This window comes from Rhodococcus sp. NPDC054953, assembly GCF_053609225.1.
Genome location: NZ_JBSGXD010000001.1, coordinates 299,665 through 313,341, shown reverse-complemented (window position 1 = coordinate 313,341; position 13,677 = coordinate 299,665). Strand labels below are relative to the sequence as shown.

Genomic DNA, 13,677 nt, shown 5'->3' with positions numbered 1-13,677 from the left:
TTTTTTGGTTTCCCCCGCCTTTGTTCACAAGTTCTGCCAACCGTCTCGGGAGGGTGGTCCTGGTGCGCTGGTTTCCCCCCCCGAGCGCCTGCCCCACGACGCTGGTCGAAATCACCAAGGCCGGGCGCGATCTGGCGCTTGAGGCAACGGAGCGACTCAACAGCAAGGTGTTCGCGGCTCCCGGCCTGTCCGCGGATAAACTCGACACCCTGGTCCGCATCCTCGCGGAGTTGCGCCGCGAGGCAGGCGACTTCGACACCGGGGGCGCGCCGACCCGATGGTGACGTGATCTGCGACGAGGAGTTCGACAGTGGCGCTGGTTCTCGGTGTCTCGGCGGGAGCGAGCGGGGCCCGCGCGGTGCTGTCGCTGCCGGATCGTCCCCACCACGAGCCGGTGGCCCGCTGCGCTGTCGGGCGCGGGCCGGGGGTGTCGATCGGCGAGCCCGCGGTGTCCGCCATCCGCACGCTGCGTGCGGTGGCCGCCGAGCGGGGTGAGGCCGTCGCCGCGACCGCGGTGACGGTGCGGTCCGGCCTCGAACCCGAGATCGCGGCGGATCTGGGCTCGGTGGCCGGCCGCCAGCATGTCCGGGTGCTCGCGGAAACCGCAGCGCAGGTGCGGTATCTGCGGTTCACCGGAGCGCTCCCCCGGCACGCCGTCGCGGTGCTCTACGACATCGGCCGTTCCGGACTGTCGCTGTGCCTTGCCGAGGGGGCGACCGGAACGATCATCACCTCCCGGCGCAGCGCCCTGGTCTGCGGGGACCGCCTCGACCAGCTGGTGCAGGAGACGCTGGCCGCGGCCGGCGTGTGGCGGGACCTGCAGCACTGCGCAGAGGTCACCCGGCAGCTCACCATCGATCGGGTCGCGACCGTCACCGATCCGCACACCGGTGCGGCGACGGTGGTGACCGCAGGCGACCTCACCAGGCTGATCCGCGACGACCTGGCCGCGTCGACCTCGTTGCTGGACAAGATGGTTCGGGAAAGTGGCGTCTCCCCCACCACCGCGGTCCTGCTCGGCGGTGGTGCCCAGCTACCCGGCCTCGGCACCCACCTGCAGGAGCTCCTCGGCCTTCCGGTCGCGGACGTGGCGGATCCGGCGTCGGTGGCGGCGCGGGGCGCAGTGCTCCTCGCCGCCGCCGGTGCCCCCGTCAGCCGTTGACGAATGTCGGCGCCCGCTTCTCGACGAACGCGGCCATGCCTTCCTTCTGGTCGGCGGTCGCGAACGTCGAATGAAACACGCGCCGTTCGAACTTCACGCCCTCGGCGAGGGTGGTCTCGAACGACCGGTTGACCGCCTCCTTGGCCATGATCGCGATCGGCAGCGACATCGACGCGATCGTGGTCGCCGCGTCGAGCGCGGTACCCTGCAGTTCGGCGGCGGGGACGATGCGGGCGACGAGGCCGGCGCGCTCGGCCTCCTCCGCGTCCATCGTGCGTCCGGTCAGGCACAGGTCCATGGCCTTGGCCTTGCCGACCGCGCGGGTCAGCCGCTGGGAGCCGCCGATGCCGGGGATGACGCCGAGCGTGATCTCCGGCTGACCGAACCTCGCGGTGTCGGACGCGATGATGAAGTCGCAGAGCATCGCCAGTTCGCAGCCGCCGCCGAGGGCGTACCCGGACACCGCGGCAATCATCGGGGTGCGCACCGAGGACAGCCGATCCCACTGGGAGAACAGGTCTTCCGCATACACCTGCGCGAACGTCTTGGGTTGCATCTCCTTGATGTCGGCGCCCGCCGCGAAGGCCCGCTCCGAGCCGGTGACGACGATCGCGCCGATCTGCTCGTCCGCGTCGAACGCCTCCACCGCGGCAACGACCTCGCCCATCAGGCGGCTGTTGAGCGCGTTGAGGGCCCTCGGCCGGTTCAGGGTGACGACGCCGACGCGGCCCGTGCGCTCGGTCAGGATGGTCTCGTACTCGCTCACGTCGGTGCTCACTCACTGTCCCTGGATCGGCTGCGGATGTCGCCTACGATGGCGGAGAAGTCCTCACCGCCATGCCCTTCGGTGTTGAACCGGTGGTACAGCTCGGCGGCGCGCAGACCGAGCCCGTCCTCGACGCCCGCCGCGCGCAGCGCGTTCGCGGCCAGCCCGAGGTCCTTGTCCATCAGCGCGGTGGCGAAACCGGGCTGATAGTCGTTGTTCGCGGGGCTCGTCGGCAGCGGGCCGGGCACCGGGCAGTAGCTGGTCAGCGACCAGCACTGGCCGGATGCATTGGACGCGACATCGAACAGCGCCTGGTGGGTCAGCCCGAGCTTCTCGCCGAGAACGAACGCCTCGCTGACCGCAATCATCGAAATGCCGAGGATCATGTTGTTGCAGATCTTCGCTGCCTGCCCGACCCCGGATCCGCCGCAGTGCACCACCTTGGCGCCCATGACGTCGAGCAGGGGCCGGGCCGACGCAAAGTCGGCCTCGGAGCCGCCGACCATGAACGCGAGGGTGCCCGCCGCTGCCCCGGCAACGCCGCCGGAGACGGGAGCGTCGACGGCGCGGTGACCGGCGGCGTGCGCGCGGTCCGCTGCCTCGCGGGCGTCGGCGACGTCGATGGTGGAGCTGTCGACGAACAGGGTGCCCGCCTTGGCGACCGCGAGGATCTCGGCGTACAGGTCGAGGACCAGCCTGCCGTTCGGCAACATCGTGATCACCACGTCGGCGTCCGCGACCGCGGCCGCGGCGGTGTCAACGACCGTGACACCGTCCTTGAACGCCTGGGTCTGGGCGGCGGGCACCGGGTCGAACCCGGTGACCGGATAGCCGGCCTTCACGAGGTTCGCGGCCATCGGGCCGCCCATGTGCCCGAGACCGAGGAAGGCGACGGTGGGGTGGGTGGTCATGGTCGGACCCCTTCGAGGTCGGGTGCGGCGAGCCCGAGTTCGAGGTCGCCGAGCGGCTGGAAGTAGCGGTCGACGTCGGCCGCGGTGACGTCGGCGAGGGTGGCTGGCGCCCACCGCGGGGTGCGATCCTTGTCGATGACCTGGGCGCGGATGCCCTCGACGAGGTCGTGCGAGTCGAGTGCGGCGACGGAGACCCGGAATTCCTCGCCCAGCACCTCCTCCAGGCTGCCCAGGGTGCGGGCGTGGCGCAGCGAGCGCAGCGTCACCTTCAGCGCGACCGGCGACTTGCCGAGGATCTGCTCGGCCGCCTTCCGCGCCTCGGGGACGTCGCTGCCCTGCAACCGGGCGACGATCTCCTCCACGGTGTCGGCACCGTAGGCGGCGTCGATCCAGGAGCGCTGCCCGAGCAGCGGGGATTCCGGTGCGGGGCGCTCGAACTCGGCGAGCGCATCCGGGACCGACCCGGATGCGAGGGCGGCAACGAACGGGCCGAGGGAGTCCGACGGCACGAAGTGGTCGGCGAACCCGAGCGCGATGGCGTCACCGGCGTTCAGCCGCCCGGCGGTCAGCGCCACATGGGTGCCGATCTCGCCGGGCGCCCGGGACAGCAGGTGGGTGCCGCCGACGTCGGGGACGAAGCCGATCCCGGTCTCCGGCATCGCGATCGACGATCGTTCGGTGACGACACGGACGCTGCCGTGCGCGGAGATGCCGACCCCGCCGCCCATCACAATGCCGTCCATGATCGCCACGTACGGCTTGGGGTAGCTGCCGATCGCGGCGTTGAGGATGTATTCGTCGCGCCAGAAGTCGCGGGAGCCGGTGCGGCCGAACTTGGCGTCATCGTGGATGGCGACGATGTCGCCGCCCGCACACAGCCCGCGTTCCCCGGCCCCGTCCACCACCACCGCCCGGACCTGCGGGTCGGCCTCCCATTCGAGCAGAGCGGACGCCATCGTCCGCACCATCGCATGGTTGAGGGCGTTGATCGCGCGAGGCCGGTTGAGGGTCAGCCTGCCGATCGCGCCGACCCGCGCCGCGATGACCTCCGGTTCGTTCACGCTGCTCACGTCGCGTCCGCCTTTCCTGCCACCACGCTGCGGGCGACCACCACCCGCATGATCTCGTTGCTGCCCTCCAGGATCTGATGGACCCGCAGATCCCGGACGATCTTCTCCAGACCGTACTCGGCGAGATACCCGTATCCACCGTGCATCTGCAGCGCGCGATTCGCCACCTCGAAACCGGTGTCGGTGGCGAACCGCTTCGCCATCGCACACAGTTCGACCTTGTCTTCGGCGTCGGAGTCGAGCGCGGCCGCCGCCCGCCACAGCAGCGTGCGGGCCGCTTCGAGCTCGGTGCGCATGTCCGCGAGCTGAAACTGAAGCGCCTGCGAATTCACCAGCGGCGCACCGAATGCGCGCCGCTCACCGAGATACGCGACGGCCTTCTCCAGCGCCGCCTGAGCACCGCCCACCGAACACGCCGCGATGTTGAGGCGACCGCCGTTGAGCCCCGCCATCGCGATGCGGAATCCGTTGCCCTCACCGCCGAGCAGGTTCGCCGCGGGTACCCGCACGGCGTCCATGACCACCTGCCGGGTCGGCTGCGCATTCCAGCCCATCTTCTTCTCGTTCGCACCGAACGAGAGCCCGGCCGCGTCCTTCGGGACGAGGAACGCCGAGATGCCGCGCGGGCCCGCATCGCCGGTCCGGGCCATCACCACGTACACGTCCGAGGTGCCCGCGCCGGAGATGAACTGCTTCACCCCGGTGAGCAGGTAATCGTCGCCGTCCCGGACGGCCTTGGTGGACAGGGCCGCCGCGTCCGACCCGGCGCCCGGCTCGGTCAGGCAGTAGCTGCCGAGGTGCTCCATCGTGGCCAGCGCGGGCACCCAGCGGCGGCGCTGCGCGTCGGTGCCGTAGGTGTCGATCATCCACGTGACCATGTTGTGGATCGAGAGGTACGCGGCGATCGACGGATCCCCGGCCGCGAGCTGCTCGAAGATACGGACGGAGTCGAGCCGGGTCAGGCCCGACCCGCCCACGTCCTCGCGGATGTAGATGCCGCCCATGCCGAGCGCGCCCGCCTTCCGCAGCACGTCCACCGGGAAGTGCTTGGTCTGGTCCCATTCGATCGCGTTGGGTGCCAGGTACTCGGCGGCGAAGTCGCGGGCGGTCTCGGCGATGGCCCGCTCATCGTCGGTGAGGGTGAACATGCCGGCCGCCCTAGTCCATCGTCGGGATGACGAAGTGGTCGCCGGGAGCCGAGTCCACGGAGCGGCTCTTCAGCTCAGGATGCTCCTTGGTGCCCGACGGCCAGCGCTGGGTGACCGTCTTGGTCTTGGTATAGAAGCGGAACGAGTCCGGGCCGTGCTGGTTCAGGTCGCCGAATCCGGACCGCTTCCAGCCCCCGAAGGTGTGGTAGGCGATCGGAACCGGGATCGGGACGTTGACGCCGACCATGCCGACGTTGACCCGGTTCGCGAAGTCGCGGGCGGTGTCGCCGTCCCGGGTGAAGATCGCGACGCCGTTGCCGTACTCGTGCTCGGAGGGCAGCCGCAGCGCCTCCTCGTAGTCGGCGGCGCGGGTGACGACCAGCACCGGGCCGAAGACCTCCTCCCGGTAGATCGCCATGTCGGTGGTGACCCGGTCGAACAGGGTTGCGCCGGTGAAGAAGCCGTCCTCGTTGCCCGCGAGGGAGAAGCCGCGGCCGTCGACGACCAGGTCGGCGCCCTCGTCGATGCCGACCTGGATGTAGTGGTTCACCCGGTCGACGGCGTCCCGGCTGACCAGCGGCCCGAAGTCGACACCCTCGTCGTCGGAGCGGCCGATCGTCAGCCTCCCGACCCGCTCGGTGAGCTTCGCGACCAGCGCGTCGGCGGTCTCCTCACCGACCGGCACCGCGACCGACAGCGCCATGCAGCGCTCGCCCGCGGACCCGTACGCCGCCCCGACCAGGGCGTCCGCAACCTCGTCGAGGTCGGCGTCGGGCATCACGATCGCGTGGTTCTTCGCGCCGCCGAAGCATTGGGCGCGCTTGCCGTTGGCGGCGGCGGTCTCGTAGATGTACTGCGCGATCGGGGTGGACCCGACAAAGCCGACCGCCCTGACCCGATCGTCGGTGAGCAGCACGTCGACGACCTCCTTGTCGCCGTTGACCACGTTGAACACGCCCGCGGGCAGGCCGGCCTCGAGGAACAGCTCGGCGAGGCGCAGCGGCACCGACGGGTCGCGCTCGGACGGCTTGAGGATGAACGCGTTGCCCGCGACGAGGGCCGGGCCCGCCTTCCACAGCGGGATCATCGCCGGGAAGTTGAACGGGGTGATGCCCGCGACGACGCCGAGCGGCTGGCGCATCGAATAGACGTCGATGCCGGTGCCCGCGGATTCGGTGTATTCGCCCTTGAGCAGATGCGGGGCACCGAGCGCGAATTCGATGACCTCGAGGCCGCGCTGAATGTCGCCCCGCGCGTCGGGGACGGTCTTGCCGTGCTCGGAGGACAGCAGGCGGGCGAGCGAGTCCATCTCGTCCTGCACCAACTGGAGGAACCTGATCAGCACCCGGGCCCGCTTCTGCGGGTTGAACGCGGCCCATTCCCGCTGCGCCGCTTCGGCGTTGGCGATGATCCCCTCCGTCTCGGCGCGGTCGGCCAGCGGGACGCGGGCCTGCACCTGACCGGTGTTGGGATCGAAGACGTCGGCGAACCTGCCGGAGCTACCGGGGATGCGCTTGCCGCCGACGAAGTGCGTGAGTTCCTGAACCATGACCAACCGTCCTGACTGAGAGCGTGAGCGATCCTCGCGAATATGTGCTCATCCTATAGTTGGATGTCCATGTATGTCTAGATCGGCGCACCGAGAGGTACGACCCGCCCTGCCGCGCATGCCCGCCGGAGCCACCCGGACCGTGATGTTTGACGGCGCCCAGAAACGGTCATCCCACCAACATGCGACGCAGATCAGGGATGACTCTCGGCACCATCGCGATCGCCGGCACGGTGTCCGGCTGCTGGGGTGGCGCCAACCCGGTCGAGGACATTCCGCACGCGTACGGCAGCCAGGCCGAGGTGGGCGGCATCGACCTGCGGAACGTTCGAATCACCCCCTCGGTCGAACCCGGAACCTGCGACCTGCAACGCGACGGCCCGTCGGAACTGTCCTTCACGGCGGTCAACACCGGCCGGGAGCCCGATCGCCTGGTCGGAATCACCAGCGACGCTGCGCAGTCGGTGACCATTGAGGCTGCGCCGGATCTGCTCCTCCTCGCCGGCGGGTCCGCCCTCGCCGCCGGTCAACCCGTCGAGCAGCTCGACACGCCGATGGCACCGGACGAACCGATCCACGTGCTGATGTACCAACTGGAAGAATGGGTGCAGCCGGGGCGGAGCGCGGCGGTCACCTTCGTCTTCGAGGTCGCAGGCAGCGCCACCGTCGAGGCACCGATCGATTCCTGCCCCTCCGGCGCACCCCGGTAGCCGCCATGTCCGCCGACCCGATGGCGGCCCGACCGGAATGACGACGAGCGCTATCCCCCGAGGGCCGAATAGAGGTCGTCGAGGTCGCGGGCGGCCCGGACGAGGTCGTGGTCGCCGGGGGCGGTCGCCCGCAGCGCGGCATGCAGGTGCACCGGGTTCAGCTCCTGCGGCGCTGGCGCGATCGGCGGGCGCGGCAGCCCGGGCAGGTCCGTCGCGTCGCCGAACCAGTCCCCCGGATCCTCGGGTCCGTCGGAGCGGTCGTCGACGCCGTGGATCAGGGTGTCAAGGTCCACCCCGCGCAGCGTCAGCAGCAGCGTCGGGTCGGTGTCGAGCCGCTCCGCCGTCACCGCGACCAGCGCGGCCGCGTGCCGGCACGGCCACCCCTGGTCCGGGCAGGTGCACCCGAAGTCGATGTCGCCCGACCCGGTCGGCAGCAGCAGCTCCCCGAGCTCGGCGGGCACCTGGCCCGCCGCGACCGACGCGAGCACTCCCGGCGTGCCGCGGACCCGGTCCACCACCTCGCCCAGTTCCGCGGCGTCGAGGCGGCGGACCGTGACCGTCGCGGTGAACGGCTCGTTCTGACTGCCCTGTACTTCGCCGATCACCAGGCCCGGCGCGATCCGCGTCCCGAGCACCTGGCCCGCCCGGACGTGGCTGCGCCCGCGCGCGAGGCGGGCCACCTCGACGGAGCGTTCGATGGCCGCGAGCAGGGACCGACCCCAGCCGGGCGTGGCCGCCCGACGGGGCACCGCACGGCTGCTCATTCGCCGACCGCGTCGGGGCCGAGGCGCATCAGCGCGGCGAGCTCGTCGTCACTCATCTCGGTGATCCACTTCTCCCCCACCCCGACCGCGAGGTCCGCCAGTTCCGCCTTGCCGGTAAGCATCGCGTCGATCCGTTCCTCGAGGGTGCCGACGCACAGCAGCTTGCGCACCTGCACGTCCCGGCGTTGCCCGATCCGGAACGCCCGGTCGGTGGCCTGGTTCTCCACCGCCGGATTCCACCACCGGTCCAGGTGCACGACGTGATTGGCGGCGGTCAGGTTGAGTCCGGTGCCGCCGGCCTTGAGGGAGAGCAGCATGATCGGCGTCGTCGACGCGCCCTGCTGGAAGTCCCGCACCATCGCGTCGCGGGCGGTCCGCGGCACCCCGCCGTGCAGGAACGGGACCTGCACCCCGAACCGCTCGGCGAGGTACGGCGCGACGATCGACCCGAACTCCCGGAACTGGGTAAACAGCAGCACCCGCTCACCGTCCCCGAGGACGGCGTCGACGATGTCCTCGACGAGGGCGAGCTTCCCGGACCGGTGCCTGCCGCGGCGCAGCACCGCCGACCCGTCCGCGAGGTAGTGCGCGGGATGATTGCACACCTGCTTGAGCCGGGTCAGCGCCGCGAGCACCACCCCCTTGCGGGCGCGCGGATTGTCGGCGTCCCGCAGTCGCCGGGTCATGTCGTCGAGCACCGCCCGGTACAGGCTCGCCTGCTCGGCGGTCAGGTTGGCGCGCACCGTCATCTCGAACTTGTCCGGGAGATCCGAGATCACCGCCGGGTCGGTCTTGACCCGGCGCAACACGAACGGTGCGGTGACCGCGGTGAGCCGCGCCAGCGCCGCCTGGTCGCGTTCGCGTTCGATCGGGACCGCGAACCGGGCCCGGAACTGCTGCGGCGACCCGAGCAGCCCGGGGTTCGCGAAGTCGAGGATCGCGCGCAGTTCCTCAAGCCGGTTCTCGACGGGCGTGCCGGTCAACGCCAACCGGTGCCGGGCGGGTATCGCGCGCACCGCCCGCGACTGCGCCGTCCCCGCGTTCTTCACGTGCTGCGCCTCATCGAGAACCACCCGCCCCCAGCCGATCCCACCCAGCACGTCGCGGTCGCGGGCGGCGAGCGCATAGGTGGTGACGACGAGGTCGTGTCCGGTCGCCGCGGCGATCAGCGCGTCGCCGCGCAGTCGGCCCGCGCCGTGGTGGACGTATACCCGCAGGCGCGGGGTGAAGGTCGCCGCCTCGCGCTGCCAGTTACCCACCACCGACATCGGGCACACCAGCAGCGTCGGTGGGACCGGATCGGGCTGTGTCCGGCCTGCCGTCTCCCGCTCGTGGGCGAGCAACGCCAGCACCTGCACCGTTTTTCCGAGCCCCATGTCGTCGGCGAGGACCGCACCGAGCCCGAGCTTGGACATGAACGCCAGCCAGTCCAGTCCGCGCCGCTGGTAGGGCCGCAGCGTCGCGGCCAGCCCCGCCGGGACGGCAACCGGTTCGGGACGCGACCGGGAATCGAGCAGCGCCGCAACCCATCCCGTCGACGCGATCTCGTCGACCGGCAGCGGAGGCGGGCCGGACCCGAGTTCGGCGAGCAGGCCACCCAGCGTCGAAGCGTCATCGGGTCGTGCGCCGACGTACTTCGCGGCCCTCGCGAGCGCCGCCCCGTCGGCCTGCACCCAGCGACCCCGCAGCCGGACCAGATCCGAGGCGGAGCTGGCGAGCCGGTCCAGTTCGGCGGCGGTGAGCACTAGGTCGCCGACGGCGAGTTCCCAGTTGTAGGACAGCAGCTGGCCGAGCCCGACGGCCCGGTCGTCGGTGTCGAGCAGCACCGGCGGGCTGGTCACCGTCAGCCGCAGGGAGGGCGCGGCGATCATCCATTCCCTCGGCAGCAGCAGCGCGATCCCGGCGGCGGCGAGCTCGCGGGCACCGTGCGCGACGAGGTCGGTGACCACCGGCAACGGCAGCAGCAGGTCAAGCCCGTCCGGGTCGGTGGGGACGGCGCGCAGACGCGGATAGGCCTCCATCGCGACCGCGAGTTTGCGCAACGCGAGCCGGAGCCCGTCCGGGTCGGTGTGCCGGACCGGTGCCGGCGCCTCCCCCGCCGGACGCAGGCACACCTCGAGCCGCCACAGCGCGTCCTCGGGATCGTCCCCCGAGTCGTCGGGCTCGAGGAGTCGGAGCACCAGATCCGGTTCCTGCGCGGTGGCCGACTCCCGCCATCGGGTCAGCCGGGCCTCCGCCTGCGCCGCCCCGCCCGCGTCGGCCACCGCGAGCGGGGTGTCGGTGAGCAGCGCGTGCAGCAGCGGATGGCTGGCGTCCCGGCCCGCGAGCCGGCCCCGCACGATCGGATCGGTGAGCGTCTCCACGAACGCCTCGAGGGCCTGCCTGCCACCGGCGGCGCGCAGCACGCCGGGCATCGCGACCGCGAGTTCGGCGAGCCACGCGCGCTGCCCGTCGCCACCGAGCAGCCGCCACCGCACCCACCACTGGCCGTCCTCGCGGCGCAGGTCCGGCACCACCCGCCCGGCCTCCGCCCACCGACACACCCCCCGCGCGACGTGGATCAGGTAGCGGAGGTCGCCGGACAGCCGGGGATCGGCGGCGGGCAGGTCGAGCAGCAGGGAGGCGGCGGCGGGCGGCGCCAACGCCAACGCGGGCACCGTCACCTCCGCGACGGTGCCGTCGCCGTTCGGCAGTGCGACGGTGGCACGGTGCCGGAACCGGCGACCCAACACACCGGGCAGCGGCGACGGCAGATCGGCGGCGTCGCCGGGAGCTGCGGCGTCGCGCCAGAGCATCAGGCCCGACCCGGGGGACCACAGCGCGTGCACCACCGGACCATCCAATCACCCGGGCCCGACACCTGGATTTACGACCGCGGCCGGCGGAATAATGACGCTGGAGGCCGGCAGCGATGACGATTCTGATTCAGGTGCTCGAACAGGGCTACTCGCACAGCACGCCGTGGCAGCACCGCAAGTACCAGTTCGTCGACGTCACCCACGTGCTCGGGATGCGACTCGACGGCAACCGGGGCGTCTGGCTGGACATGGCCCGGCCCGGTGAATCCCATCAGCTCGCCCTCGCGCCGAACGCCGAGGACGCGATCCTGTTCCTGATGAAGGCCTTCGATGTGGTCGCTACCTGCCACCAGCAGGGTGGCTCGTGGATGGTCGGGCACGACGGGACCGACTACGCCTCCCTTGCCGCGACCCGGTTCCCGCTGCCGTGACGCGCCGCCAGGATGCGGGTTAGGACGAGATCGTGATGGTGATCGCGCGGCGGGCGTCGACCGACCCGACCGTCACCTCCGGGGCACCGCTGCGGGTACCGACGAAGACCTGCTTCACCCCGTCGCCGGTCGGATAGCTCAGCACCTCGACGACCGGGGAGGTCGCGTCGCCGTCCGGCGTGATCCGGGTCGGACCGCCGCCCTCCCCCGGCTGGCCGGGGTCGATCCCGGTCAGGTCGACCTGCAGGATGCACGCCCCGGGGACCGCGACGGGGTCGTCCGTCCCCCGCAGCAGCGGCATCTGCACGAAGCGGGCGGCCCACCCCGTGGTGCCGTCGCCCCCGAGTTCGAGGACGACGCTGTCGCGGCCCGGTTCCCGGTCCACCCCGATCGACACCAGCGACGGAAGGTCGGGTGGCTGCGGCAGCGCCGCCCCCGGCTCCACCGGCACCAGCACCCGGGTCGGGGGCGCCGCGTCCGGGTTGCCGACGACGAGCTGCCCGGAGAACGACTCGAATCGTTGACACGTGCCGCCCCTGGCTGGCCCGTCCGCGTGGGTGTCGCCGTCGGGCGTGCCGCACCCGCCGAGCAGCACCGCGACGGGGATGAGGGCGGCCAGCCCGCTCGCTGATCGTCCGGTTCCTGGCACGGTGTTGTCCTCCCGGTCGGTGGTCACCGGGTGCCCGGCGCCGCTCAGGGTAGCGGTGTCATCGGGGCTGGTCGGCGGGAACCGGATCCGGCCGGTCACCGGCGGGCCGGACGAACCGCAGGTACGCCAGCGCGAGACCGACCAACCACACCGCACCAACGACGAGGGCCACCCTGGTGTCGGCGTCGAATGCGAGGACCACGATCACGAAGCCGAGGAACGCGAGCGCCGCGAGCTGCGCGTACGGCCACAGCGGGACCGGGAAGGTCAGCGCCGCCACCTCCGCGTCGCTCATCCGGCGGCGGGACCGGTACTGCGACAGCAGGATCATCACCCACACGAAGATGGTGGCGAAGGTGGCGATCGACGCGATGACGAGGAACACCGATTCGGGGATCAGGTAGTTCAACAGCACCGCGACCAGCAGCGCGCCGATCATCACCACCACCGTCATCCACGGCACCCCGGCCCGGGTCACCCGCGTCATCACGGCAGGCGCCTGACCCCGCTGCGCCATGCCGTACATCATCCGGCCTGCGCCGAAGATGTCGCTGTTGATCGCGGACAGGGCCGCGGTGATGACGACGACGTTCAGCACGGCCGCGGCCGGCCCAACCCCGAGGCCCTCGAAGATCTGCACGAACGGGCTGCCCTCGGTGCCGACCGAATGCCACGGGGTGATCGCCATGATCACCGCCAGCGTCGCAATGTAGAACAGCATGATCCGCGCGGGCACCGTGTTCACGGCGCGGGGAATCGTGCGGGCCGGATCCTCGGCCTCGCCGGCGGTGATGCCGATGATCTCGGTGCCGCCGAACGCGAACATGACAATCGCGAAGCAGGCGACGAACCCGCCGAAGCCGTTCGCGAAGAAGCCGCCCTCGGCCCACAGGTTGCTCACCCCCTCGGAGGTGTCGTGGATGCCGAACCCGAAGATCAGGATCGCAACGCCCGCCGCGATCATCGCGATGATCGCGGCCACCTTGACCAGGGTGAACCAGAACTCCAGCTCGCCGAACACCTTGACGCTGAGCAGGTTCAGTGCCCCGATGAAGAACACGATCGCCAACACCCAGATCCAGCGGGGGACATCGGGGAACCAGAAGCCCATGTAGACGCCGAACGCGGTGACGTCGGCGAGGCACACGACGATCATCTCGAACGTGTAGGTCCAGCCGGTCAGGAATCCGGCGAGCGGTCCGAGGTGTTTGCCTGCGTACTCGCCGAACGAGCCGGAGACCGGGTTGCGGACCGCCATCTCACCGAGCGCCCGCAGCACGATGTAGACGACGACGCCGCCGATCAGGTACGCCAGCAGCACCGACGGTCCGGCCTTCTCGATGGCCTCGGCCGAGCCGTAGAACAGTCCGGTCCCGATCGCCGAGCCGAGCGCGATGAAACGGATGTGGCGGGCCGACAAACCCCGGGTCAGCGCCGACGCGGCGTCCTTCACTGCGGAAATCCCCCAGACTGGTCGGGCATGCGTGCGACCAGGACTTTAGTCGTGTTACGCGGGTCACCCGATCGCGGCTCCGCCCCGATGCCGCGGGTTCGACCGCTGACGCTAAGATCGCTGCCAGGTCATGAGTGCCAGTGCCAAGCCCCGGCTCGCTGGTCGGCAACCCTCCATCCGCGGTGGGGTGCCCCGGGTGATGACCTGGTTGTTCGAGAACACGTCGGATGACAAGCGCGGGTCCGCTGGGACGGACCCACCGACAG

The 13,677-nt window shown here is 71.0% G+C and carries 12 protein-coding genes, 1 pseudogene and 1 riboswitch; of the genes and pseudogenes, 4 read left to right on the top strand and 9 right to left on the bottom strand.

Annotated elements, in window-relative coordinates:
* Positions 1–95: 95 nt before the first annotated feature.
* A pseudogene (locus ACWF62_RS01365) lies at positions 96–284 on the top strand (MarR family transcriptional regulator); the annotation flags it as partial.
* Positions 285–310: 26 nt separating this feature from the next.
* On the top strand, positions 311–1,162 hold the full coding sequence (locus tag ACWF62_RS01360; protein WP_452629257.1) for a hypothetical protein: 852 nt from the start codon (positions 311–313) through the stop codon (positions 1,160–1,162).
* Here the strand turns inward: ACWF62_RS01360 and ACWF62_RS01355 are convergent.
* The 5 genes from ACWF62_RS01355 to ACWF62_RS01335 are packed head-to-tail and all read right to left on the bottom strand — an operon-like array spanning position 1,152 to position 6,606.
* Positions 1,152–1,928, bottom strand: a complete 777-nt coding sequence (locus tag ACWF62_RS01355; RefSeq protein WP_452629283.1) for an enoyl-CoA hydratase — start codon at positions 1,926–1,928, stop codon at positions 1,152–1,154. The two genes, ACWF62_RS01360 and ACWF62_RS01355, sit on opposite strands and share 11 nt — an antisense overlap.
* An 8-nt stretch (positions 1,929–1,936) precedes the next feature.
* Entirely contained in the window at positions 1,937–2,839 is a 903-nt protein-coding gene (gene mmsB, locus ACWF62_RS01350) for a 3-hydroxyisobutyrate dehydrogenase (protein WP_452629256.1), read from the bottom strand.
* A complete protein-coding gene (locus ACWF62_RS01345; RefSeq protein WP_452629255.1) occupies positions 2,836–3,909 on the bottom strand; it encodes an enoyl-CoA hydratase/isomerase family protein in 1,074 nt (357 codons plus the stop codon). The genes mmsB and ACWF62_RS01345 overlap by 4 nt, the downstream gene beginning before the upstream one ends.
* Complete coding sequence (locus ACWF62_RS01340; protein ID WP_452629254.1) at positions 3,906–5,057, bottom strand: acyl-CoA dehydrogenase family protein; 1,152 nt, start codon at positions 5,055–5,057, stop codon at positions 3,906–3,908. The genes ACWF62_RS01345 and ACWF62_RS01340 overlap by 4 nt, the downstream gene beginning before the upstream one ends.
* A 10-nt stretch (positions 5,058–5,067) precedes the next feature.
* Positions 5,068–6,606: a CoA-acylating methylmalonate-semialdehyde dehydrogenase gene (locus tag ACWF62_RS01335; protein WP_452629253.1), complete on the bottom strand. Its 1,539-nt coding sequence runs from the start codon at positions 6,604–6,606 to the stop codon at positions 5,068–5,070.
* 200 nt (positions 6,607–6,806) lie between these two features.
* Here ACWF62_RS01335 and ACWF62_RS01330 point away from each other — a divergent pair, with 200 nt between their 5' ends.
* A complete protein-coding gene (locus tag ACWF62_RS01330) occupies positions 6,807–7,316 on the top strand; it encodes a hypothetical protein (RefSeq protein ID WP_452629252.1) in 510 nt (169 codons plus the stop codon).
* Between the two features lie 50 nt (positions 7,317–7,366).
* Here ACWF62_RS01330 and ACWF62_RS01325 read toward each other — a convergent pair whose 3' ends face one another.
* Both ACWF62_RS01325 and ACWF62_RS01320 read right to left on the bottom strand, forming a co-directional pair.
* Positions 7,367–8,080, bottom strand: a complete 714-nt coding sequence (locus ACWF62_RS01325) for an SWIM zinc finger family protein (RefSeq protein WP_452629251.1) — start codon at positions 8,078–8,080, stop codon at positions 7,367–7,369.
* Positions 8,077–10,875 carry a DEAD/DEAH box helicase gene (locus ACWF62_RS01320; RefSeq protein WP_452629282.1) on the bottom strand — a complete coding sequence of 933 codons (2,799 nt, stop codon included), beginning with the start codon at positions 10,873–10,875 and terminating at the stop codon, positions 8,077–8,079. Before ACWF62_RS01320 ends, ACWF62_RS01325 begins: the two co-directional genes overlap by 4 nt.
* A gap of 116 nt (positions 10,876–10,991) precedes the next feature.
* Between ACWF62_RS01320 and ACWF62_RS01315 the strand changes: the two genes are divergently transcribed.
* Positions 10,992–11,309, top strand: a complete 318-nt coding sequence (locus ACWF62_RS01315) for a hypothetical protein (RefSeq protein ID WP_378505975.1) — start codon at positions 10,992–10,994, stop codon at positions 11,307–11,309.
* Between the two features lie 19 nt (positions 11,310–11,328).
* Here ACWF62_RS01315 and ACWF62_RS01310 read toward each other — a convergent pair whose 3' ends face one another.
* Together ACWF62_RS01310 and ACWF62_RS01305 are read right to left on the bottom strand one after the other, a co-directional pair.
* Positions 11,329–11,958 (bottom strand): AMIN-like domain-containing (lipo)protein, encoded by a 630-nt coding sequence (locus tag ACWF62_RS01310; RefSeq protein ID WP_378505974.1) that lies wholly within the window; start codon positions 11,956–11,958, stop codon positions 11,329–11,331.
* Between the two features lie 58 nt (positions 11,959–12,016).
* Positions 12,017–13,411, bottom strand: coding sequence for an amino acid permease (locus tag ACWF62_RS01305; RefSeq protein ID WP_378569753.1), 1,395 nt, complete (start codon positions 13,409–13,411; stop codon positions 12,017–12,019).
* A 126-nt stretch (positions 13,412–13,537) separates the two neighbouring features.
* Positions 13,538–13,654, top strand: a riboswitch (SAM riboswitch).
* The last annotated feature ends 23 nt before the right edge of the window (positions 13,655–13,677 follow it).

Excerpts from the sequence above, each read along its gene's own strand:
- ACWF62_RS01340 (WP_452629254.1), bottom strand. The coding sequence starts at position 5,057 with ATGTTCACCCTCACCGACGATGAGCGGGCCATCGCCGAGACCGCCCGC.
- ACWF62_RS01315 (WP_378505975.1), top strand. The coding sequence starts at position 10,992 with ATGACGATTCTGATTCAGGTGCTCGAACAGGGCTACTCGCACAGCACG.
- mmsB (WP_452629256.1), bottom strand. The coding sequence starts at position 2,839 with ATGACCACCCACCCCACCGTCGCCTTCCTCGGTCTCGGGCACATGGGC.
- ACWF62_RS01330 (WP_452629252.1), top strand. The coding sequence starts at position 6,807 with ATGACTCTCGGCACCATCGCGATCGCCGGCACGGTGTCCGGCTGCTGG.
- ACWF62_RS01335 (WP_452629253.1), bottom strand. The coding sequence starts at position 6,606 with ATGGTTCAGGAACTCACGCACTTCGTCGGCGGCAAGCGCATCCCCGGT.
- ACWF62_RS01325 (WP_452629251.1), bottom strand. The coding sequence starts at position 8,080 with ATGAGCAGCCGTGCGGTGCCCCGTCGGGCGGCCACGCCCGGCTGGGGT.
- ACWF62_RS01320 (WP_452629282.1), bottom strand. The coding sequence starts at position 10,875 with ATGCTCTGGCGCGACGCCGCAGCTCCCGGCGACGCCGCCGATCTGCCG.